Source organism: Rhizobium acaciae, assembly GCF_025941625.1.
Classification (GTDB): Bacteria; Pseudomonadota; Alphaproteobacteria; order Rhizobiales; family Rhizobiaceae; genus Rhizobium; species Rhizobium acaciae.
In genome coordinates this window covers 34,703-56,773 of the sequence record NZ_JAPCZO010000018.1, presented here as the reverse complement: position 1 = coordinate 56,773, position 22,071 = coordinate 34,703, and the positions used below count along the sequence as shown (strand labels likewise).

20 protein-coding genes and 1 riboswitch are annotated in these 22,071 nt (G+C 61.7%); of the genes, 13 read left to right on the top strand and 7 right to left on the bottom strand.

Annotated features, from left to right (window positions below):
- Positions 1–64 precede the first annotated feature (64 nt).
- Positions 65–1,411 carry an extracellular solute-binding protein gene (locus OLZ32_RS26110; RefSeq protein WP_011649786.1) on the bottom strand — a complete coding sequence of 449 codons (1,347 nt, stop codon included), beginning with the start codon at positions 1,409–1,411 and terminating at the stop codon, positions 65–67.
- Positions 1,412–1,658: 247 nt separating this feature from the next.
- Between OLZ32_RS26110 and OLZ32_RS26105 the strand changes: the two genes are divergently transcribed.
- Positions 1,659–2,117 (top strand): YbaK/EbsC family protein, encoded by a 459-nt coding sequence (locus OLZ32_RS26105; RefSeq protein WP_003549231.1) that lies wholly within the window; start codon positions 1,659–1,661, stop codon positions 2,115–2,117.
- An 84-nt stretch (positions 2,118–2,201) separates the two neighbouring features.
- Positions 2,202–3,194 carry a Tim44 domain-containing protein gene (locus OLZ32_RS26100; protein WP_003549228.1) on the top strand — a complete coding sequence of 331 codons (993 nt, stop codon included), beginning with the start codon at positions 2,202–2,204 and terminating at the stop codon, positions 3,192–3,194.
- Positions 3,195–3,221: 27 nt separating this feature from the next.
- Here the strand turns inward: OLZ32_RS26100 and OLZ32_RS26095 are convergent, their stop codons facing one another.
- The gene (locus OLZ32_RS26095) at positions 3,222–4,253 is read right to left on the bottom strand and encodes a hydroxyacid dehydrogenase (protein WP_264398474.1); all 1,032 of its coding nucleotides are present in this window, start codon (positions 4,251–4,253) and stop codon (positions 3,222–3,224) included.
- A 278-nt stretch (positions 4,254–4,531) separates the two neighbouring features.
- Between OLZ32_RS26095 and OLZ32_RS26090 the strand changes: the two genes are divergently transcribed.
- The 9 genes from OLZ32_RS26090 to OLZ32_RS26050 all read left to right on the top strand — a co-directional run bounded on the left by OLZ32_RS26090 (position 4,532) and on the right by OLZ32_RS26050 (position 13,276).
- Entirely contained in the window at positions 4,532–5,131 is a 600-nt protein-coding gene (locus tag OLZ32_RS26090; RefSeq protein ID WP_003549223.1) for a HupE/UreJ family protein, read from the top strand.
- A gap of 290 nt (positions 5,132–5,421) precedes the next feature.
- On the top strand, positions 5,422–6,000 hold the full coding sequence (locus OLZ32_RS26085) for a GbsR/MarR family transcriptional regulator (protein ID WP_003549222.1): 579 nt from the start codon (positions 5,422–5,424) through the stop codon (positions 5,998–6,000).
- Between the two features lie 4 nt (positions 6,001–6,004).
- Positions 6,005–7,750, top strand: coding sequence for a thiol reductant ABC exporter subunit CydD (cydD, locus tag OLZ32_RS26080; RefSeq protein WP_264398473.1), 1,746 nt, complete (start codon positions 6,005–6,007; stop codon positions 7,748–7,750).
- A complete protein-coding gene (locus OLZ32_RS26075; RefSeq protein WP_264398472.1) occupies positions 7,747–9,438 on the top strand; it encodes an amino acid ABC transporter ATP-binding/permease protein in 1,692 nt (563 codons plus the stop codon). Before cydD ends, OLZ32_RS26075 begins: the two co-directional genes overlap by 4 nt.
- 77 nt (positions 9,439–9,515) lie before the next feature.
- Positions 9,516–11,096 (top strand): cytochrome ubiquinol oxidase subunit I, encoded by a 1,581-nt coding sequence (locus OLZ32_RS26070; protein ID WP_003549211.1) that lies wholly within the window; start codon positions 9,516–9,518, stop codon positions 11,094–11,096.
- Between the two features lie 6 nt (positions 11,097–11,102).
- A complete protein-coding gene (gene cydB, locus OLZ32_RS26065; RefSeq protein WP_003549210.1) occupies positions 11,103–12,257 on the top strand; it encodes a cytochrome d ubiquinol oxidase subunit II in 1,155 nt (384 codons plus the stop codon).
- 98 nt (positions 12,258–12,355) lie between these two features.
- On the top strand, positions 12,356–12,478 hold the full coding sequence (gene cydX, locus OLZ32_RS26060; protein WP_017957645.1) for a cytochrome bd-I oxidase subunit CydX: 123 nt from the start codon (positions 12,356–12,358) through the stop codon (positions 12,476–12,478).
- A gap of 184 nt (positions 12,479–12,662) precedes the next feature.
- Complete coding sequence (locus OLZ32_RS26055; protein WP_130704395.1) at positions 12,663–12,941, top strand: CopG family ribbon-helix-helix protein; 279 nt, start codon at positions 12,663–12,665, stop codon at positions 12,939–12,941.
- Positions 12,941–13,276 (top strand): type II toxin-antitoxin system RelE/ParE family toxin, encoded by a 336-nt coding sequence (locus tag OLZ32_RS26050; RefSeq protein WP_264398470.1) that lies wholly within the window; start codon positions 12,941–12,943, stop codon positions 13,274–13,276. Before OLZ32_RS26055 ends, OLZ32_RS26050 begins: the two co-directional genes overlap by 1 nt.
- Before the next feature lie 79 nt (positions 13,277–13,355).
- Here the strand turns inward: OLZ32_RS26050 and OLZ32_RS26045 are convergent, their stop codons facing one another.
- The 5 genes from OLZ32_RS26045 to OLZ32_RS26025 all read right to left on the bottom strand — a co-directional run bounded on the left by OLZ32_RS26045 (position 13,356) and on the right by OLZ32_RS26025 (position 19,551).
- Positions 13,356–15,359 (bottom strand): aldo/keto reductase, encoded by a 2,004-nt coding sequence (locus tag OLZ32_RS26045; protein ID WP_264398469.1) that lies wholly within the window; start codon positions 15,357–15,359, stop codon positions 13,356–13,358.
- A gap of 38 nt (positions 15,360–15,397) precedes the next feature.
- Entirely contained in the window at positions 15,398–16,480 is a 1,083-nt protein-coding gene (locus tag OLZ32_RS26040) for an ABC transporter ATP-binding protein (RefSeq protein ID WP_062941848.1), read from the bottom strand.
- A gap of 12 nt (positions 16,481–16,492) precedes the next feature.
- Positions 16,493–17,329 (bottom strand): carbohydrate ABC transporter permease, encoded by an 837-nt coding sequence (locus OLZ32_RS26035; RefSeq protein WP_011649800.1) that lies wholly within the window; start codon positions 17,327–17,329, stop codon positions 16,493–16,495.
- Positions 17,326–18,186: a carbohydrate ABC transporter permease gene (locus OLZ32_RS26030; RefSeq protein ID WP_020047639.1), complete on the bottom strand. Its 861-nt coding sequence runs from the start codon at positions 18,184–18,186 to the stop codon at positions 17,326–17,328. Before OLZ32_RS26030 ends, OLZ32_RS26035 begins: the two co-directional genes overlap by 4 nt.
- Before the next feature lie 90 nt (positions 18,187–18,276).
- Complete coding sequence (locus tag OLZ32_RS26025; protein ID WP_264398468.1) at positions 18,277–19,551, bottom strand: extracellular solute-binding protein; 1,275 nt, start codon at positions 19,549–19,551, stop codon at positions 18,277–18,279.
- Between the two features lie 86 nt (positions 19,552–19,637).
- Between OLZ32_RS26025 and OLZ32_RS26020 the strand changes: the two genes are divergently transcribed.
- A complete protein-coding gene (locus tag OLZ32_RS26020) occupies positions 19,638–20,555 on the top strand; it encodes a helix-turn-helix domain-containing protein (protein WP_264398467.1) in 918 nt (305 codons plus the stop codon).
- A 213-nt stretch (positions 20,556–20,768) separates the two neighbouring features.
- Positions 20,769–20,877: riboswitch (guanidine-I (ykkC/yxkD leader) on the top strand.
- 74 nt (positions 20,878–20,951) lie between these two features.
- Positions 20,952–22,025: a putative urea ABC transporter substrate-binding protein gene (locus tag OLZ32_RS26015; RefSeq protein WP_264398466.1), complete on the top strand. Its 1,074-nt coding sequence runs from the start codon at positions 20,952–20,954 to the stop codon at positions 22,023–22,025.
- Positions 22,026–22,071: the final 46 nt, after the last annotated feature.

Here is a 22,071-nt window from a genome sequence, read left to right as displayed (position 1 = left end):
TCTAACCCTTTAATTTAGAACAGGATTCAGATTTCAGGCCGCGTCGGCCTGACATCATCCTGTTCTAACGGATGACGATCTTGTCGCCGAGCGTGCTCTTCAGCTCGCTCTCTGCATCACCGACCGCGGCATCGACGGTCTTGGCGCCGGTCCAGGATGCCTCGAGGTTCTTCCACATGATGTTCCAATATTTGCCGAAATCGGAATTGTTCGGCATCGCATTGGCATGCGGCAGCAGGCGCTCGGTGGCTTCGCGCGTCCAGCGGTCTGCCGAGTAGAAGTCGACCGTCGATTCCGACTTGGAGATGCCGAGATGGGCCGATTTGACCGCATGCAGCGCGTTGGTGCGCGGCTCGGAAGCGATCTTGACCAGCTGGGCGGCGATCTCGGTGTCTTCCTGGTCGTGACCTGCAGTCAGCAGGTAGACGAGCGGATGGGTCAGCGTGTTGGCCTTGCCGCCCTCACCGGCGGGAATCAGCGTGAAGATCACGTTGCCGAAGAAGTCCTTCAGGCCTTCCTGGTTGACGAGGCGGGCATAGTGCCAGGTGCCGCCGTCCCAGATGCCGGCCTTGCCGGTGGCGACTTCCTTCCACCACTGGTCGCCCGGCATGCCGATGTGGTTCTTCTTGGTAACACCGGTCTTCACGGCATCGGCGAAGAACTGATAGGTGCGGGTCATCGCGGCCTTGTCGAAAACAAGCTTGCCGCCTTCTTCCATCGTGCCGCCGAAGCTGGTGTAGAACTGCCAGTAATCAGGGCCGTTGCTGGTGCGCGGATAAAAACCGTAGCCGGCCTGAACGAGGCCCTTGTCCTGCATCTTCTTGGCGTCTTCGAGCAGGTTCTTCATGGTGTACTTGCCGTCCTGGACACTCTGCGGCAGCGCATCCAGATCGGCGTCGCTGTAGCCGATCGCCTTCATGTAAGGCTTCCAGAAGAACATCGGACGGGATTCGGCGTCCTGCGGGATACCGTAGACGGTGCCGTTGTAGGAGGCGATCTGCAACAGGTTTTCATAGATGTCGCTGAGCGGCCAAGAGTCGAGATCGACATAATCCTCGATCGGTACGATCAGCCCGGCCTGCGACCAGGGTGCTATGTCTTCATGGCCGCTGACGACGATATTCGGAGCGGTCTTGGCTTCGGCGGCAAGGGTCAGCGCCTGCTTGAAGTCCTCCCAGGCCGAATAGGGCTTCTTCTCGACGGTGATCTTCAGCTCTTCGCCCTTGAGAGCGGCTTCACGCTGCAGCTGCTGGGCTGCGATCTCGATGGCGTCGAGGCGATAGACGTCGTTCGGGCCGGTGCCGCCGGCCCAGACGCTGATGTGAACGTCCTTGGCGAGTGCAATTGCGGAGGTCGACGCCAGGATGGCGGCTGCGACGGCAAGGGATTTCAATGTCGGCAAAATAGTCATCTTCTTCGTCTCCCTGGAAGAGCAGTGTGAGGCCTCTTGACGGGTCAGCACTGCTGATGATGACCGCTCCGAAACCCCACGAAAACGTGGCGTATCCCGCTCTAGGGGTTGAACGTAACGGCCGAATGACAAAATTGAGCACGTGTGCAAAATTATTATGACGATGTCCGCGCGACTTGCAAGCGGCGGTTTTTGACAAGCGTCTTTTACGCTTCAAATTGCGTATTTCCTGGGCTAGCATTGCGTCATGAGCCTTGAATCCGTCCGCGCTTTCCTCAGCGCCCACGCACCCGATATCGAAATCATCGAAACCGCCGAGAGTTCCTCGACGGTGGCGCTTGCCGCCGAAGCCCATGGCGTCGAGCCGGCCCAGATCGCCAAGACGATCTGTCTGCGTGTCGGCGAGCAGATGATGCTGGTCGTTGCCGGCGGCACGGCACGGCTCGACAATCGCAAGTTCAAGGACACGTTCGGAGCCAAGGGGCGCATGCTCGATGCCGAAGAGGTTGTGGCCGTCACCAGCCATCCGGTCGGCGGCGTCTGCCCCTTCGGCCTGCCTTCGCCGCTGCCTATCTATTGTGACATCTCGCTGAAACGCTTCGATGAAGTCGTGCCGGCGGCCGGCTCGACGAACTCGGCCGTGCGCATCGAAACCGGACGGCTGGCGGAGCTGACCGGCGCCAGCTGGGTCGACGTCTGCCAGTAATGGAGGCGAGGAGCTTCACACGGCGGAAAGAGTCCCTATATTACATCTCGACATGCCGTGATTGCGCATGACAGGAGATCAGGAATGCCGAGTGCCGTTTCGCGTTTTGCCAAGATCGCGGCCATCGCCGCTCTGACGAGCGCTACCGTTTTTGCTTCCCTTGACGATGCCGAGGCGCGCCGTGCCGGCAGCGGCGGTTTTGGCAGCCGCGGCACGCGCACCTTCCAGGCACCGCCTGTCACCAGCACCGCGCCTGGGACCGCAGCGCCGATCGAAAGGTCGATGACGCCACGTCAGACCACCGCACCTGCTACCGCGCAGCAGCCTCTCGGTGCCCAGCGCCCCGGTTTCTTCGGCGGCTTCGGCCGTTCGATGATCGGCGGCCTGATTGCCGGCGGCCTTCTCGGCATGCTGCTCGGCCACGGTTTCGGCGGCGGCTTCGGCTTGCTCGGCATGTTGCTGCAGATCGCGCTGATCGGCGGCGCTGTCATGCTCGCCATGCGTTATTTCGCCAACCGCCGCCAGCCTTCCTACGGCGTCGGAGGCCAGAGCCGGTCCTATAATATGTCGCCCACGAACAATTCGTCCTTCCAGATCCCGACGATCGGTTCGGGCGGCGGATTCGGCGGGCAGTCGCGCGGCAATCGGCCAAGCGACGAGATCGGGCTGGCGCAGGCCGATCTCGATCAGTTCGAGGAATTGCTGACCCAAGTGCAGACCGCTTACGGCGCAGAGGATTACGGCACCTTGCGCCGGCTGACGACGCCCGAGGCGATGTCCTATCTCGCCGAGGAGCTTGGCGAAAACGCCACCAACGGTGTGCGCAACAGCGTCTCCGACGTCAAGCTGCTGCAGGGCGATATTGCCGAGGCCTGGCGCGAGGACGGCCAGGAATATGCGACGCTTGCCATGCGTTATTCCTCGATCGACGCGATGGTCGAACGCGACAGCGGCCGCGTCGTTTCCGGCGACGACCGCCGTCCGAGCGAAAGCACCGAGGTTTGGACCTTCGTGCGCAAGTCCGGCGCCGACTGGAAGCTTGCGGCGATCCAGGGTGCCGAGCAGCGCGCCGCCTGAGGCGGCGCGTCACGTCGGCATTCTGTACTAATTCACTTCGACCGGTTTGGAACGCATGCGGGAAACCGTCTCGCGTTCCGCCCGCTTGCAGCGCATCGGCGGCAGGCCGCGATCCATCAGGTCCATGTCTTCGAGCACCATGTCGCCCATTTTCTTGAAGGCGCTGTCGAGCGCGCCAGCCCTATGCGCCGAGCGGATGAAACCTTTCAGCCCCCGCACCGGATGATCGGGCGGCAGCGGTTCCTCAGGGTAGACGTCGCTCGCTGCGACGATATGGCCTGACGAGACCGCCGCCATCAGCGCATCAAAATCGACGACATCGGCGCGGCTGAGCAGGATGAAGGCCGCGCCCCTGCGCATGCTGGCGAAGGCCTCGGCACCGAGAAATCTTCTGTTCTCGCTGGTGACGGCGGCGACAACGAAGACGAAATCACTCCTCGTCAGGACGTCCTCCATGCTTGCCGGCTCGACACCGTTTTCCTCAAGGATCGATTGCGGCAGCCAGGGGTCGAATACCCTGATGCGGGATCTGAAGCCGGAAAGCACCCGGCGCAGCGCCTTGCCGAGATCGCCGAAGCCGACGATGCCGATCTCTGAACCGGCGATCAGCCGCGCATTTGCATTCCCCTCCCCTCCCCAGAGTTCTTTGCCTTGGCGAAACGCGACATCCGCGTCGACGATGCCGCGCGCCAAGGCCAGGGCGAAACCGAGACCGATTTCGGCGACCGGTTCGGCAAAGACCTGCCCCGTCGTCACGACGTGGATACCGCGCTGGAAGAGCACCTGATAAGGCATGTTGTTGAGAAGATTGCTTTCGACGTTGAGGATGGAGCGCAAGGCCGGCATACGTCCCAGGGTTTCCACCGAAAGTGGCGGCTGGCCGATGATGTAACGCGCCTTGCCGAGGATTTCGTCGCCGAGACCGGCGATGTTCTCGGGATCGGCCTCGACGATCTCGTATTTGGCGTGCAATTCTGCGCGCGCCTTGTCGCTGAAAATCAGATCGAGCGTGCGCGGCTCGGGCGCGCTGATCGCCAGCGGCCGTTCGGTATTCGTCATGGGCGTCTCCTCCATCGCGGCGGCCTGCACCGTTTCTGCCGGACGATTGATAGCCCCTGTGCGGAGTTGTTTCCAGTGCGATCGTGAGGCGCGGCGCGTCGGGAGAAGCTATCGAAAGCGGCATCTGCCTATCAGATAAGCAGTTGAATTAGCTCGGTATTTCGTGGAGTTTTCGTTGACGGCGCGAATTCTTTGAACTAGCGTGATGCCCGCGACTTGGAACCATGAACGTGTTCTGCGGCCGCAGGATATTCGAAAACTCACGAGGGGAATGAGCAATGAAATCAGCACTCAAGAGCGGCCTGCTTGCCTTGGCTGCCGCAGCGCTTCCAGCCGTCGCCTCCGCCCATCCCGCGATCGGCGAAGCTGCCGGCTTCAGCCATGGTTTTGCCCATCCGATCTCTGGCCTCGATCATGTTCTCGCCATGGTGATGGTTGGTGTTTTCGCATTTCAGCTCGGCGGCCGCGCCACCTGGCTCGTGCCGACGACCTTCGTTCTGGTGATGGCGCTCGGCGGTGCCCTCGGCGTTGCCGGCATCAATGTTCCCTTCGTTGAAATCGGCATCGCGCTTTCCGTCGTCGTTCTCGGCGCCGTCGTCGCACTCAACGTCAAGGCGCCGCTGGCCGCAGCACTCGGCGTCGTCGGCCTCTTCGCCATCTTCCACGGTCATGCACATGGCGCCGAAATGCCGGAAAAAGCCGCCGGTGTCGCCTATGCCGCCGGCTTCATGATCGCAACCGCACTGCTGCATGTCGCCGGCCTAGCGCTTGGTTACCTCATCGGCCGCGCCGGTGAACGGCAGGGCATATTCGTGACGCGCACGGCTGGCGGCATTGCCGCCGTTGCCGGTGTCGGCCTTCTGGCCGGCTTGATCTGAACCTGACGGCAGTTCTGAGCAAAAACCAGGCAGCGGCCTAGGCATCTCAATTCGACAGAACGCCCGGCATGCGTAACGCATCGCCGGGCGTTTTTGCGTTGTCGCCGCAAAGCGCCACGGATTTGACCTAAGTCAAATTCAGCCACGTCGCGTCCGGCTATATCTAGCCAACGATCAACGAAGGGACATCCAAATTGACGCAGGCCAGCCTTGCCGATTGCCGGAGGAACGCGAAGGTCAGTATAGTGATTTCAGAAATATCTGAAATCACAGACGCAACGGAAACGACCATGAACCTCCCCCCTCTCGTCCAGTCCTTCGTTCTCCACTTCGGCGAAATGGGGTCGCGCTGGGGGATCAACCGCACGGTCGGCCAGATCTACGCCCTGCTCTTCGTCTCGCCCGCGTCGCTCTGCGCCGAGGAGATCGCCGAGTCGCTCGGCATCTCGCGCTCCAATGTGTCGATGAGCCTGCGCGAGTTGCAGGCCTGGAACCTTGTCATCCTGAAACACAAGCCGGACGACCGCCGCGATTTTTTCACCACGCCTGATGATGTCTGGCAGATATTGAGGACGCTTGCCGAGGAGCGAAAGAAGCGTGAAGTCGATCCGACGCTGTCGGTTCTGCGTGAGATCCTGATGCAGCGGCCGGCCAGCGACGCTGAGCGACATGCGCAGCAACGGATGAGCGAGATGCACACGCTGATCGAGCAGCTGACGCATTGGTATGAAGACGTAAAACAACTTGAAACAGAAAGGCTCGCAACGCTACTCTCGCTTGGCGCGAAAGTTACCAAGCTTCTGGAGGCCAAGGACCGGGTCGTTTCGCTCGGCCGCAGCCGCCGGCCAAATCCTGCGAACAAGAGTTAGCGCCATGGGCATTGCTTTCTTCGACGCGACGGACGGACGGGGCGCCGAGCCGATGCCGGTCGGCGATACAGTCTCGCCTGTCACCGGCCCCGATAATGTCAAAGGCGGGCTGCGCAGGGCGGCAATACTACAAGCGCTGGCCGCCGCCGTCTGGATCCCGCAGGCCGGGTTGCTGGCCGTCTCGGTCGGCCGCGTCGCCAATGGCGGCGGATTGCATGACGTTCTCTGGCCAGCTCTCGGCATCCTCGTCCTCGGATTTGCAAGAAGCTGTCTCGACGCGGCTGGCGGCCGCCTAGCCTTTCACGCCGCCCGCGCCGAGCTCAGCCGCAGGCGGCAGATTGCCGCCGCGGCACTTTCCATGTCGTCGCCCATCGATCGCGGCCGGCCTGCCTCCGGCAAAGCCGCAAGCGTGCTTGGCGAACAGGCCGAACTGATCGTGCCCTATCTCGCCCGTTTCCAGCCGGCACGGATGAAGGCGAGCCTCGTGCCGCTCATCATCCTTGCCTTCATCCTGCCGGTCTCCTGGATCGCCGCGCTGGTTTTGCTGTTTGTCGCGCCGCTGATTCCTATCTTCATGGCGCTGATCGGCTGGCGCGCCCAGGCGGCGAGCGAAAGGCAACTCGTCGCGACCGGCGGCCTAAACGGCTTCCTGCTCGATCGGCTGCGCGGACTGGCGACCATCCGTGCGCTCGACGCCGTCGATGCAACGGCACTGCGCCTGCGGTCGGAGGCGGAGTCGCTGCGTACGCGCACCATGGCGGTGCTGAAGATCGCCTTTCTGTCCTCGGCGGTGCTCGAGCTTTTCGCCGCACTCGGCGTGGCGATGATTGCCGTCTATGTCGGTTTCAGCCTGCTCGGTGAGATCCGCTTCGGCACCTGGGTCGGCCGGCTCGACCTGACCGAGGGGCTGTTCATCCTGCTGCTGGCACCGGCCTTCTTCGAGCCCCTGCGCGAACTCTCGGCCGTCTGGCACGATCGGGCGGCCGGCGAAGCGGCGCTGAAAGCGCTGGACTCCCTCGTTGGTGGTGGGGTGTCGATCCGAGGAACAGCCGAGGTCGCGCCAGCGGTATCTGCCGTCGCCGAGGCGCCGGCCATTCGTCTTGAGAATGTCGATTTCCGCTACAACGCCGACGAACCGTTGATCCTCGACGGTTTCAACCTCGATATCGCGGCCGGTGAACATCTGGCGCTTCTCGGCGCCAGCGGCTCCGGCAAGTCGACGCTTCTTTCGCTGATTTCAGGGCTGGCGCCCTGCACCGGTGGCCGCATCGTCATCGGCGGCATCGAACTTGTGGATGACAGCGCCCACGCCTTGCGCGCCAGCATGGCATGGATCGGCCAGAGACCGCATATTTTTGCTGGGACCATCGCCGGCAATATCGCGCTCGGCAGGCCCGGTATCCTGCGCGGCGATATCGAAGATGCGCTTGACGCCGCCAGGCTCGGAAAAGTCGCCGCCGCCTATGGCAACCGGCCGCTCGGCGAAGGCGGGATCGGACTTTCCGGCGGCGAGACGTTGCGGCTTGCGATCGCGCGGGCGGCCTGCAATCCGCATCTCCGGATCATCCTGGCCGACGAGCCGACCGCACATCTCGACGCTGCTACCGCCGCCGAGGTGACCGAGAGCCTGCTTTCGCTCGCCAGGGGTCGCACTTTGATCGTTGCGACCCACGATCCGCTGCTTGCTGCCCGCATGCATCGCGCCAAGCGCGTCGATGCCGGCATCGTTATGAGGGAGGCCGCCGAATGAGCAGATCTGTTGCGGACCTCAAGCCGATCCTGCGCCTGTTCCTTGCCGAGCGCCGGCATGCGCTGTTGCTCGGCGCAGCACTTTCAGCGGCGACGGTGACCGCCGGCATCGCCCTGCTCGGCCTGTCCGGCTGGTTCATCACCGCCACTTCGCTCGCCGGCCTTTCAGCCGCTGCCGCCATCACCTTCGACGTCTTTGCGCCGTCAGCCGGCATTCGCCTGCTCGCCATCGTCCGTACGGCCGCGCGCTACGGCGAAAGGCTTGCGACCCATGACGCAACGCTCGGCGTGCTCGCCGCGCTGCGCGAAAGGCTGTTTCGCGGCTTTGCCGAACCGGGTGCGGCTCGCATCCTGTTGCATCGTCCCGCACGGCTGCTTTTCCGGTTGACGGCCGATATCGATGCGCTCGATTCCCTCTACCTGCGAATCCTCGTGCCGGCTGCGGTGGCGATTGGCGCAGCACTGGCGGCAAGCCTCGTGCTGGGGCTGATGCATCCCGTGTTCGGCCTGTGTTTCGGCCTTTTTCTCGCCGGTGCCGGCCTCGGCCTGCCTGTCATCGCCGGGCGAGCGGCGCGCAAACATGCCCGCAGACGCGCCCATGGCATCGAGGCGCTGCGGTCGCGAACGATTGATCTCGTTGCCGGCCAGACCGATCTGCTGATGGCCGGTCGCCTTGCCGTGCAGAGGGAGACGATTGCCGCGGCAGACCATTACGCCGCCCGCGCCGACAATCGGTTGAACCGCGTCGAAACCGGCCTGACATTCGGCTTCGGCCTTGTCTCGACTCTGCTGCTGACCGCATCACTGCTTGCCGTTGCGGCACTTGCGGAAACGAAGGTAATTACCGCTCCTGTCGCCGCACTCGGCCTGCTCGTCGCCTTTGCGGCAGTCGAACCCTTCACAGCGCTACGCCGTGGTGCCTTGGAGCTCGGCAGGACGCTGCTTGCGGCACGGCGCATCGCGCCGCGGCTAGCCGTCGCGGCGGCACCCGAACCATTGCCGGCGCCGTTGCCGGGATGCGCTTTTTCGCTGGTGAAGGTGTCAGCTTTCCATGAAAATTCCGCCGTGCCGGCACTCGAGGATATCGAACTTACGCTTCAACAGGGCGACCACCTCGCCGTCATCGGCAGCAGCGGCGCCGGCAAGTCGAGCCTGCTTGCTCTCCTTTCCGGTGAATTGCCGGCAAAGACGGGAGATGTTGCCGCGCTGACGGCGACGCTGTTGACGCAACGGACGGAGCTCTTCGAGGACAGCCTGCGCGGCAACCTGCTCCTTGCGAACCCGGATGCGAACGAGGCCCGTCTTCGCGAAGCGCTCGCCGCCGCCGGCCTGCTTGCCGATATCGAGGCCATGCCGCGGGGGATCGATACGCGGCTTGGCGAAGGCGGGCTCGGTCTTTCGGGCGGCCAGTCGCGCCGGCTGGCGCTTGCCCGGCTCTTCCTGCGCGATACGCCGCTCTGGCTGCTCGATGAGCCGACCGAGGGACTTGACGGCGTCACCGCCCGCGACGTGCTCAGCCGGCTGTCGGCCATGGCGGCGGGCCGCTCGCTGGTGATCGCCACGCATATCCGCCGCGAGGCGGCGATCGCAGACCGCATCGCCGTCATCAACGGCGGTCGCATCACAGAGATTTCGCGCCGCGGAGAGGCGGCGTTCGAAAAGGCGCTCGACCGGCTTCGGCCGGACTAGAGCAAGATTGCATACCCTCACGCGCCGGCCGGTGCTGAGGAACGCCCTGTACCCCGTGGGACCGTGGGAGAAAGACAATGGAACTAGATATCGTCGCGTTATCGCGCTTCCAATTTGCGCTGACGGCGCTTTACCACTTCCTGTTCGTGCCTCTGACGCTCGGCTTGTCCGTGCTCTTGGCGATCATGGAAACCGTCTATGTCATGACCGGCCGCCAGATCTGGCGGCAGATGACCAAATTCTGGGGCGGGCTGTTCGGCATCAATTTCGTGCTCGGCGTCGCCACCGGCATCGTCATGGAATTCCAGTTCGGCATGAACTGGAGCTATTACAGCTATTATGTCGGCGACATCTTCGGCGCGCCGCTGGCGATCGAAGGCCTGATGGCCTTCTTCCTGGAGGCGACCTTCGTCGGGCTGTTTTTCTTCGGCTGGGACAAGCTCTCGAAGGTCGGCCATCTGGTCGCCACCTGGGCGGTGGCGCTCGGCTCGAACTTTTCCGCACTCTGGATCCTGATCGCCAATGGCTGGATGCAGAACCCTGTGGGATCGGCGCTCAATCCGCAGACGATGCGCATGGAGATCACAAGCTTCTTCGACGTGGTCTTCAATCCTGTGGCCCAGGCGAAATTCGTCCATACTGTATCGGCGGGCTATGTCTGCGCCTCGATCTTCGTGCTCGGCGTCTCGGCTTGGTATATCCTAAAGGGCCGGCACATCGAGCTTGCCAAGCGCTCGATGACGGTCGCCGCCTCCTTCGGCCTCGCTTCGGCTCTATCAGTCGTCGTGCTTGGCGACGAAAGCGGATATCTCGCCACCGAGAACCAGAAGATGAAGCTCGCCGCGATCGAGGGCATGTGGAAGACGGAACCGGCGCCGGCGGCCTTCACCGCCTTCGGCTTCCCCGATCAGGAGGCGCGCGAAACGCATTTTGCCGTGCACATTCCCTGGGTCATGGGACTGATCGGCACGCGGTCGCTGACGACCGAAATCCCCGGCATCGACAAGCTCGAACAGCAGGCCGAAACCCGGATCCGCGACGGCATCAAGGCTTACGACGCGCTTATGCAGATCCGTTCGGCACCGGCGCAGAACCAGGTTGCGCAGGTAGTGCGCAGCTCCTTCGAGGATCTCGGCCATGATCTCGGTTATGCTCTTCTTCTGAAGCGCTACGTCGACGATCCGCGCCAGGCGACCGACGAGCAGATCGTTCAGGCAGCACGCGATACGATCCCGCATGTGCCGACGCTCTTCTGGTCCTTCCGCATCATGGTTGCTCTCGGCATCTTCTTCATCCTGCTGACCGCCACCTTCTTCTGGCTGTCGGCGCGCCGCCACCTCGACAAATATCCGCTGCTTCTGCGGATCGCCGTGCTGGCGATCCCCCTGCCCTGGGTCGCCATAGAGCTCGGCTGGGTCGTCGCCGAGTTCGGCCGCCAGCCCTGGGTGATCGAAGGCGTGCTGCCGACGGCAGCAGCCGTCTCTAGCCTCGGCGCCGGCACCGTGCTTCTGACCATCATCGGTTTTGGCGCACTTTATACTGTGTTGATCGTCATCGAGATGGGCCTGATGATCAAGGCGATCAATCAAGGACCGGAGCCGGACGACGAGCCGGAAGCGATTCTGATTTCCGAAACCCTCGTCCCTGCCGCGGAGTGACCTGCCATGATCCTTCACGAACTCATCGACTATGAAACCCTGCGTCTCATCTGGTGGCTGCTGCTCGGCGTCCTGCTGATCGCTTTTGCGACGACCGGCGGCTTCGATCTCGGCGTCGGCACACTTCTACCTTTCGTTGCCCGGACCGATACGGAACGGCGCGTGGCGATCAACACCATCGGCGCCACCTGGGAAGGCAACCAGGTCTGGCTGATCCTCGGGGGCGGCGCCATCTTCGCCGCCTGGCCGCCGCTTTACGCTGTCTCCTTTTCGGGCTTCTATCTGGCGATGTTCGCGATCCTCTTCGCGCTCATCCTGCGTCCGGTCGGTTTCAAATATCGCTCGAAGCGGGAAAGCGCCCGCTGGCGCAACGGCTGGGACTGGGCGCTGTTCATCGGCGGTTTCGTGCCGTCGCTGATCTTCGGCGTTGCAGTTGGCAATGTGCTGCAGGGCGTGCCCTTCCGCTTCGCCGACGATATGCGGATCTTCTACGAAGGTTCGTTCTTCGCCCTGCTCAACCCCTATGCGCTGCTCTGCGGCCTGCTCTCGGTCGCCATGCTGACGATGCACGGTGCGGCCTGGCTGGTGCTGAAGGCGAGCGGTCCGGTCGCCGAGCGCGCCAGAAGCTACGGCGGCATTGCCGCCCTTGCCGTCATCGTGCTTTTCGCGCTTGGCGGCCTCTTTCTCTGGATCGGCGTCGGCGGCTATCGCATCACCAGCGATATCAGTCCGATCGGCCCCTCCAACCCGCTCTTGAAAACCGTGGCGCTTGAGAAGGGCGCATGGCTCACCAATTACGGCGCCCACTCGTGGATGATCATCGCGCCCGTCCTCGGCTTCGCAGGCGCAGCACTGGCCTTCCTTGCCATGCGGGCAAAACGCGAGATCATGACGCTGCTCTTCAGCAAACTCGCAATCTTCGGCATCATCTCGACGGTCGGCCTGTCGATGTTCCCGTTCATCCTGCCCTCTTCGCTTGATCCGCGATCGAGCCTGACGGTCTGGGATGCATCTTCCAGCCACATGACGCTGTTCATCATGCTTGTCGTGACGGTCATTTTCCTGCCGATCATCCTTGCCTACACAGCCTGGGTCTACAAGGTCCTGTGGGGCAAGGTCGACGAGAAATCCGTCACCGACAAGAACAGTCACGCCTACTAGAGCGATTCAGTAGAACCGCTCTAACCTTTTGTTTTACGCAATTCCGGACGGAAAACCGCTTCGCACTTTTGCTGGAATTGCTCTGAGGAGACGAAATGATGTGGTATTTTGCATGGATCCTCGGCCTGCCGCTGGCCGCCGCGTTCGCTGTCCTCAACGCCATGTGGTACGAACTGATGGACGACGCAGCCAGGAAGAAAGCTTCCGAGCCGCGCAAGTAGAAATGCAGGGGGCGCGGCTCAAACCGCGCCCCTTACCTAAATGTGTCATCGGCGGAATGGGCAGCATCGTCCTTCTCAGAACTTGGTGCCGCTGAAGCATCGCGCTACCGCGAGGCTCAAGGCGTCTTGACTTCGCCTGGGTTTGGGTTACCGTGTAATTCGCTGTATTACGGAGCGATAAATCATGCTGAACAGTGAAAAATCTCAGGTTTCTCTGAGGCTGCCCACGTCCCTGGTTTCGGAGTTCGATCGTATCGCCGCAATTCTCGAACGTGATCGTACCTGGGTAATGCAGAAGGCGCTCAGTCAATATCTTGCAATTGAAGGGGCCGAAATCCTTGCAGATGCTCAAGGTCTCGATGAACTGGATCGAGGGGACAGCGTCGATCTGGAGGACGTGCTTGAGAAGGCTCGCGCAATCGTCGATGCCGCCGAATATCGACGCCGTATGCGGGTGGGTTGATGCCTCGCATTCGCCTTTCCAAAAGTGCAGAACGTTGGTTTTTGAGCAGGATTGCTGAACTCGCAGAGGTTAACCCAGCTGCCGCAAAGAAACTCGTTGAACGCCTGGAAAGGCAAAGAGAGCTTCTTTCATCGTTTCCCCAAATGACCGAAAGGGGAACCCTGGAAGGAACGCGCAAGGTAAGTATGCCTCCCTTCGTGCTGACTATTCGCTCGCGAGACGGCGTTGTTGAAATTGCGGCAATCAGAGATGCACGGCAGAAGGATGCTTACGCTCCAGTCGAGATGCTGTCCGTAGACGACGATGATGAAATCCACCATGCGAAACACCCCTGATAACCGAGGTTACAAGGGGTGTTGATGAAGCAATGGCTAAGAGGGCTGCCGGCTCGCACCGCGCCCTTTGCCTGTCTCGTCAGCCTTCCAGCCACTTCACCTGCTCAGGCGTCAGCCTGACGTCGAGCGCCGAGAGGCTGTCTTCCAATTCGGCGACGGTGCGTGGCCCGATCAGCGGAATGACCGGGAAAGGCTGGGCGATCACATAGGCGAGCGCGATGTGGATCGGATTGCGGCCGAGTTTGTTGGCAAGCTCGATAGCGCGGTCGCGGCGTCCGAAGTTGCGCTCGGAATACCAGACCCGCACGATCTCCTCGTCATCTCGCTTGTCGCGACCGGCGCGGTCGGTAAAGAAGCCGCGGCCCTGGCTCGACCAGGCAAAGTTCGGGACCTGCTTCTCGTTCAGCCACTTTTTCCAGTCGTCATCAGAAGCGGCAACGCAGCCGGCCCAGATCGGGTCGAGCATCTCGGCGAGCGAGAAGTTGTTGGAGAGTGCTGCCGGCGCCGTCTTGCCCGTCTTTTCGGCATAGGCGATCGCCTCGTCGAAGCGCGCCCGCGTCCAGTTCGAGCCACCGAATATGCCGCGGATGCGCCCGCGCTTGACCTCGGCATCCATGGCGTCGACGAACTCGCCGACGGGCACGCCGGTATTGTCGCGATGCATGAAATAGATATCGACATAGTCGGTCTTCAGTCGGGAAAGCGACTGGTCGAGCTGCTTTGCGATCATATCGGGATAGCAGAGCGGCGAATGGGCGCCCTTGCCGATCAGCACGATCTCCTCGCGCGGCACCTTGCGGCTCGTGTGCCAGTCGCCGAAGATCGCTTCCGTCTTGCCGCCGCCATAGACATAGGCCGTGTCGAAGGCATTGCCGCCGGCTTCGTAGAAGGCGTCGAGCGTCAGCGAGGCAGAGGCAAAATTCGGGAAGAACTCGAAGCCGAGCGTCACCACCGAGGCCGGCTTGGAAATGCCGGGAATCTGACGCTGCGGAACGCTGTTGCCGCGCGCGACCGTGCCGCCGGCAATGTTTGCCGTGCGCTTGCTGGCTTTTTCCACGCCGTATTCGAGGCCGACCGAGGCACGCCACTGGTCGAGCACGCGCAGGTTACCGATCGAATCTGCCCAGCTCATGCCAGGAGAGCTGAATTCGGTCTTGCCGGCGCGGATGGCATCACCTGCCGCATCCACCTCGAACGAATAGAGCCAGCGATCCTCCCTGAGTTCGACGGTCTCCTGCTTGCCGCCCTTGAAGATCTCGATCTTGCCGACGCCGCCCTTGTGACCGGAGGCAAACCAGAAGTCCTGGACCTCGATACGGCCTTCCGAGCCGATGATGCGCAGCACATTGTCCTGCTGGGCCATGATCGAGCAGGAGACTTCGGCGATGATCTCGTTCGGGAATTTGAGCACGGCAGATGCCCATTCGTCGACGCCACTCTGGCCGAGATGGGCGACGCCCGAGACCTTCTCCGGTTCGAGGAAGGCCTTGCCCGCCGCGGCGCCTGATATCAGTCTGGCCATCGAGACCGGATAACCGCCGACATCGAGAATGCCGCCGCCGGCGGTGTCGTTGGCGAAAAGCCGGTGTTCCGGCTTGTAGCTGCCCATGTTGAAGCCGAAGCTCGAGCGGATGATGCGAACGGTGCCGATGACGCCGCTTTTGACGAGTTCGACCAGCTTCTCCGTCTGCGGATGCACGCGGTACATGAAGGCCTCGCCGGCGAAGACGCCGGCCTTTTTCGCCTCGTAATAAACCGCTTCGGCATCATAGGCCGAGAGCGCGATCGGCTTTTCCACCAGGATGTGCTTGCCGGCGCGTGCCGCCTTGATTGCCCATTCGGCATGGCCGGTGTGAGGGACGGCGATATAGATCGCATCGATCTCCTTGTCGGAGAGCAGCGCCTCGTAACCATCGACGATGCGGGCGCCGGGGAAACCTTCGGCAAGGCCCGGCTTTGCCGGATTGCGGGTGGCAATCGCCACCAGCTTCCCCGTGCGTGAATGAGCGACGCCGTCTGCAAAGGTGCGGGCGATGGTGCCGGGGCCGATGATGCCCCAGCGGATCGGTTGATCTGAAGTCATGGAAAATCCTCTTTCGTCTTTCTGTCCTGGGATTTGGTTCAGCGAAGCCGTTTACCGGCGCCGTCGAAAAGGAATGTGCGGTTGGCGGGAAGGCCGACCGTCAGCGTTTCGCGATTGCCGGCGACGCGCGATTCCGGCCGCTCGATGATCAGTTGCTCGGGGCCAATGGTGGCGTAGATGTAACTTGTATTGCCGAGATGTTCGGCGACGTCGATGGTGACGGTGAGGTCGGCATCGCCGGTGCCGGCATCGACGAAATGTTCGGGACGAATGCCGAGCGTCACCTTTGCGCCGGCTTCGATGGGATCGGCGACCGGCAGCGTCAGACGCGTATTGGCGTCACTTTCCAGCGCGATCACCGCCCTGCCCGGCTGCGTCTCCACCACCACGGCCTTGAGGAAATTCATCTTCGGCGAGCCGACGAAGCCGGCGACGAACTGATTGGCGGGATCGTCGTAGAGGTCGAGCGGCGCGCCGATCTGCTCGATATTGCCGGCGCGCAGCACGACAATCCTGTCGGCGAGCGTCATCGCTTCCGTCTGGTCGTGGGTGACGTAGATCATCGTCGTGCCGAGCTGTTTGTGCAGCCTGGAGATTTCGACACGCATCTGCACGCGCAGTTCGGCATCGAGATTCGATAAAGGTTCGTCGAACAGGAAGACCTGTGGTTCGCGGACGATGGCGCGGCCGATCGCGACACGCTGGCGCTGGCCGCCAGAAAGCTGCTTCGGCCGGCGCTTCATCAACTCGGTGATCTGCAGGATCTCGGCGACATGGCGCACGCGCCGCTCGGTGTCGGCCTTGGGATTGCCGTTCATGCGCAGGCCGAAGCTCAAATTTTCCTCGACGGTCAGGTGCGGATAGAGCGCATAGGACTGGAAGACCATAGCGATGCCGCGATCGGCCGGCTCGACGTCGTTGACGACCCTGCCGCCGATCTGAAGCTCGCCTGACGTAATATCCTCGAGGCCGGCGATCATCCTGAGCAGCGTGGACTTGCCGCAGCCGGAGGGGCCGACGAAGACAACGAATTCGCCGTCCTTCACCTCCAGATTGGCGCCGTGGATGATCTCAAAGCCGCCGAAGCGCTTGACGATGTTGCTGAGTGAAAGCTCTGCCATGCAGCCTCCCGATTATTTGATTGCGCCGGCCGCGATGCCGGCGATGAAATGGCGCTGAAGAGCCACGAAGATGACGAGGATCGGCGCCGTCAGCAGTACCGCGCCGGCCATGATGCCGCCCCAGGAGACCTTGGTGAGGCCGATCAGCGTTCCCAATGCCACAGGCGCCGTCATCATCCCTGGTCTGGAATTGATCAGCAGCGGCCAGAGGTAATTGTTCCACGAGTGCAGGAAGAGAATGATCGCCAATGCCGCCATGGTCGGGCGCGCCAGCGGCAAGGCGATGCGCAGGAAGATCTGCCATTCCTTGACGCCCTCGACCCGGGCCGCATCGAAGAGCTCGCCCGGCATCATCGAGAAGGATTGCCGCATGAACAGCACGCCGAGCGAATTGAACAGCGGCGGCACGATCAGAGCTACCCAGGTGTTTGCCAGCTTGAACTCGCGCGCCACCATGATGAATTGCGGGATGACGACCACGGAGAAGGGAAGTGTGATCGTGCCGAGGATGATGGCGATGACGACGGAGCGGCCGACGAAACGGTAACGTGCCAGTGCCCAGCCGGCCATCGAAGTCAGCAGCACCGAGAGCACTGTATAGATCAGCGCCACGCCGATGGAGATCACCATTGCCCCTATGAAATCGGTATCGGCCTGCAGGTTTTTGAAATTCTCGACGAAGTTGGTCGATGGCCAGAGCACGATGTCAGGGCTGAAGATGCCGTTGTCGGGCATGGTCGAGAAGACGAACATCATCCAGAGCGGAAACAACCAGATGAGAGCAAGGGGCGCCAGTGCAGCGTGCAACGCGATCTGGCGCAGCAGAAGCGATTGGGATTTGGATTTCATTTCGGATCCCTCCCGACCCAGAGATTGAGAAGCGAGATAGCCACGGCAAGGGCCGCCATCGTGTAGGCGATCGCCGAGGCATAGCCGAAGTTCAGCGAGGTGAAGCCCTGGCGATAAAGCAGCAGGCCGAGGGTCTCGGTGCCGCCGCCAGGACCGCCGCGATTGGTGATGAGGAAGGGCTCGGTGAAGAGCTGCATGGTGCCGATCACCGAGAGCACCACGCAAAATAGGATGATCGGTTTCAGGAGTGGCAGGGTGATGTGGAAGAACTGCTGGACCTTGCTCACCCGGTCGAGCGTCGCCGCCTCGTAGACATCATCGGGAATCGACTGCAGACCGGCGAGGATGATGATGGCGTTGTAGCCCGCCCAGCGCCATGTGACGGCGAGGATGATCAGCGCCATGGCGGCATTGGCATTGTCGAACCAGGAGACCGGGCTGAGACCGACGGCGGAGATCAGCTTGTTGATGATCCCGAAATCGAGGCTGAACATCAGCCGGAAGACGGCAGCATAGGCGACCTCGCCGACGACGACAGGCGCAAAGAAGGCAAAGCGGAAGAGCGGCCGCGCTTTCAGCAGCGGCGAATTGAGCATTACGGCCATGACCGTCGCGAGCGCGATCATGACAGGTACCTGGATCACCAGGATGATCAGCGTGTTGTAGAGGGCATTGTAGAAGGCCGGGTCGTAGAAGAGCCGGCCCCAATTGGCCTGGAAACTATATTTCCACGGGTTGATGCGGGTGTTCTGAAAGGAAATCAGGAACGAATTGATGATCGGCCAGACCCAGAAGGTGGCAAAGATCAGCAGATAAGGGGCGAGGAACGCATAAGCGCTCCGGGTTCTGAACGGCATCGAGCCTCCTCCTCACAAAAACCAATGAATGGTCGCCCGCCTCGCACGGCGGGGGGAAAGCCGGGCGCGCCAAGCGCCCGGCTTCGTCATTCACTGCGCGATCGGAAGGCCGGTCGCCGAAGCGATCTGGTTGGCGGCATCGTCGAGAGCCGCCTTCGCATCGGGATAGCCGCCGGAGAAGAACTTCGTCTGCGTCGCCTTGAAGATGGCTTCGGCATCGCTCTGGAAGGCGGTGCCGCGGCTCGGCACGATCTTCGGCAGCGTCGCCAGGATATCGGCCCAGACCTTCTGACCGCCCCAATAAGGCTGCGCTTCGTTGACGAAGGGATCTTGTACGGCCGAGAGCAACGATGGCACCAGACCGAATTCCTTCAGCATCGTAACCTGACCCTCATTCGTGCCGAGGGCGTAGTTGACGAATTTCCAGGCCGCTTCCTTGTTTGCGGAGGTCGCCGAAATAGCGAGCGACGAACCGCCGAGATTGGCGGCATGCGGGCCATCGGCCGTCAGGCTCGGCATTTTGTAGACGCCCCACTTGCCCTTGAGATCGGGCGAGGTCGAGCGGACGGTGCCCTCGTACCAACCGCCATACAACTGGCTCGCGGCCTTGCCGGCGGTATTGGCCTGGATCTTTTCGTCCCAATTGGCCGCCGTCAGCGTGCCGGCATCCTTCATTTCCTTCACCTTTTGCAGTGAGGAAACGCAGGCCGGCTGGTTGATGGTGATATTCTGGCCGTCGGCCGAGTAATAGCCGCAGCCCTGTTCATTGGCGATCATGCGAAACCATTCGCTGTCGCCATTGAAGTCCGCCTGCGCCATCACGGTGCCGGGGTTGGCGGCGGAAATCTTCTTGCCGGCGGCAATAAAGTCGTCCCAGGTATTGATCGTGCTCGGGTCGACGCCGGCCTTTTCGTAGAAATCGCGGCGATAGAAGACGGCGACAGGGCCGGAATCCCACGGCATGGCATAGGCGACGTCGCCGACCTCAAGCTCGGTGCGCTTGAATTCAGGGAATTTCGCCTGAATGTCGGCCGTGTAACCGAGCTCCTTCAGATTGGCGAAGCAATCCGGGAAACGGCTCCAGAAGATCTCGGCCTCGAAGTTTTCGATGGTGACGATGTCGGGCAAGCCGTCGCCTCCAGCGGCGCAGGCAGCCAGCGTCTTATCGAAGACCTGACTGTTGCCAAGATCCTCGACGGTGATCTTGATATCGGGAAACTGTTTGTTGAAGCCTGGAAGCGTGGACTTCAATGCCGACGCGGCGACATTCCAGCTCCAGATGGTGAGATTGGCCGACTGCGCGAATGCGGAGCCGTAAGCAAGCACTGCGACAGCTGCGGTCGCAGCGAGAAGTTTGAAGCGCATTGAAAATCCTCCCTTTTCAATTGCCGATCTTTCACGAACCCGGTTAGACTATCTGTAAGGGAGCGGGTGTCTCCTAAAAAGGGAACATGAATTTGGCGGAAAGTAAGGTCGGCACACGTGCAATCTATCAGCCCGGCGCGAGCAGCATCGAGGGTTTGCCGACAGCGCTGCAGATGTTTCATGCCCATCCGCCTGTTATGGCCATGCCGCACTGGCACGCGCAGGTCGAGGTCAACTACGTGATGCGCGGCACCGTGCACTACCGGATGAGCGATCACGAATTCCGGCTGAACGCCGGCGAAATGTGCCTGTTCTGGGGTGGCCAGCCGCATCAGATGGACGAATCCTCAGACGATTCGCTCTATGCCGGCGCCCATCTGCCGCTCGTCTATTTCTTCCGGCTGCGCTTGCCGATCAGCGTTTCCAGCCGGCTGATGAAGGGTGAGACGCTGCTGACCTCGGCAACGGATGCCGCCGACAACGAAAACTTCACCCGCTGGTTTCGCTATGCCAATTCCGGCGATCCCGCCAAGGCCCAGCACGCCGTCGACGAGCTGCTGCTGCGCATCGAGCGGATCGCGCTCGAACCGTATTCGATGACGTCGCAGGCGATAATCAGTCTCGAAGGCGATCACCCGCACCCGCATTCCTCGCGCAGCGTCGCGCGCATGTGTGATTTCATCGCCGCCAATTTCCTGCATGACATCGATTCGGTCGATATCGCCCGCGCCGCCGACCTACATCCGAAATATGCGATGAATCTGTTCAAGCGATCGACCGGCATGACGCTCAGCAAATACGTGACGCTGCTGCGGCTGTCGCGCGCCCAGGCGATGCTGATGAGCGAGGGCGCCAACGTGCTGCAGGTGGCGATGGACAGCGGCTTCGGCTCGATCAGTGCCTTCAACAAATCCTTCCGCCATATCGCCGGCATGTCGCCGTCGGACTTCCGCCGCGATATCCGGCTGGTGACGACGGTCCCGGCTGGGGCTTTCCGGAACTAGCTCAGGGCCAGCCGCAATTCGGCGACCTGTGCGTTCTGCCTGCTGCTTGTTTTTCATTGGGCAAAAAAGAACCAACGCCTAAGGTGGCGGCAGAATGCGCACATTTTCTGTGCAAGTGCATGCACTATTGCATTTGCCAGGGAACTGACGCCAGCGCACTCTCAATAAAATCAATGGTTTATAATTTGGCACGCACTTTGCTTCGATAGTTGCAGAGTTGGTGGCTAGGGTTCCGGCGTCGCAAGGCGTGACTGGTCCGAGAGCTGCCACCGGCGAGGGAGACATCCCGCCGGGTGCACGGCGGGACAAAAGCCCGGGAGACCTCGTAAGCCAAGGGATTGGCGGCACGATGGTCATTGCCGATCCCTTTTGAAGAAAAGCAAAAGGGGAATTTCAATGCAGACTTTTTCGAAGATTCTCTCGATTACCGCACTGACGGCGTCCCTGGCGCTGGGACTCGGCTCGATCGCCAAGGCCGAACAGAAGACTGACTTCAAGGTTGCCTGGTCGATCTATGTCGGCTGGATGCCCTGGGGCTACGCCGCCGATCACGGCATCGTCAAGAAATGGGCCGACAAATACGGCATCAAGATCGAGGTGACCCAGTTCAACGACTATGTCGAATCGATGAACCAGTATACCGCAGGCGCCTTCGACGCCGTGACGCTGACCAATATGGATGGCCTGTCGATCCCGGCTGCCGGCGGCGTCGATACGACAGCGGTCATCGTCGGCGACTTCTCGAACGGCAATGATGCGGTCATCCTCAAGGACAAAGCGAGCCTTGCCGACATCAAGGGGCAGAACGTCAATCTCGTCGAATTTTCCGTCTCGCATTATCTGCTGGCCCGCGCGCTCGAAAGCATCAAGCTGACTGAGCGCGACGTGAAAGTGGTCAACACTTCCGACGCCGATATGGTTGCCGCCTACAAGACGGCAGATGTCACCGCCGTCGTCACCTGGAACCCGCTGGTCTCGACCATTCTCGAAGATCCTACGGCCAAGAAGGTCTTCGACAGCTCGCAGGTGCCGGGCGAGATCATCGACCTGATGGTCGCCAACACAGGCGTGCTGAAGGACAATCCGAATTTCGGCAAGGCGCTCGCCGGCATCTGGTATGAAACTGCGGCGCTGCTGACCGCCGACAGCGCCGACGGCAAGGCCGCCCGCGAGGCGATGGGCCAGGCATCGGGCACCGATCTCAAGGGCTACGAGTCCCAGCTTGCCGTCACCAAGCTGTTTGCCAAGCCGTCCGATGCCGTTGCTTTCACAGCCTCGGACGGCCTGCCGAAAACGATGGATCTCGTCCGCAACTTCCTGTTCGAGAAGGGCCTGCTCGGCAATGGTGCGCCGTCTGCTGACGTCATCGGCATCGAAATGCCGGATGGCAAGATCCTCGGCGATAGCGGCAACGTCAAGCTGCGCTTCACCGAGGCCTACATGAAGGCAGCCGCCGACGGTTCGCTCTGAGCGATGTCAAAGCAGCGGTGCGGTCCTGACCGCGCCGCCCACCCTT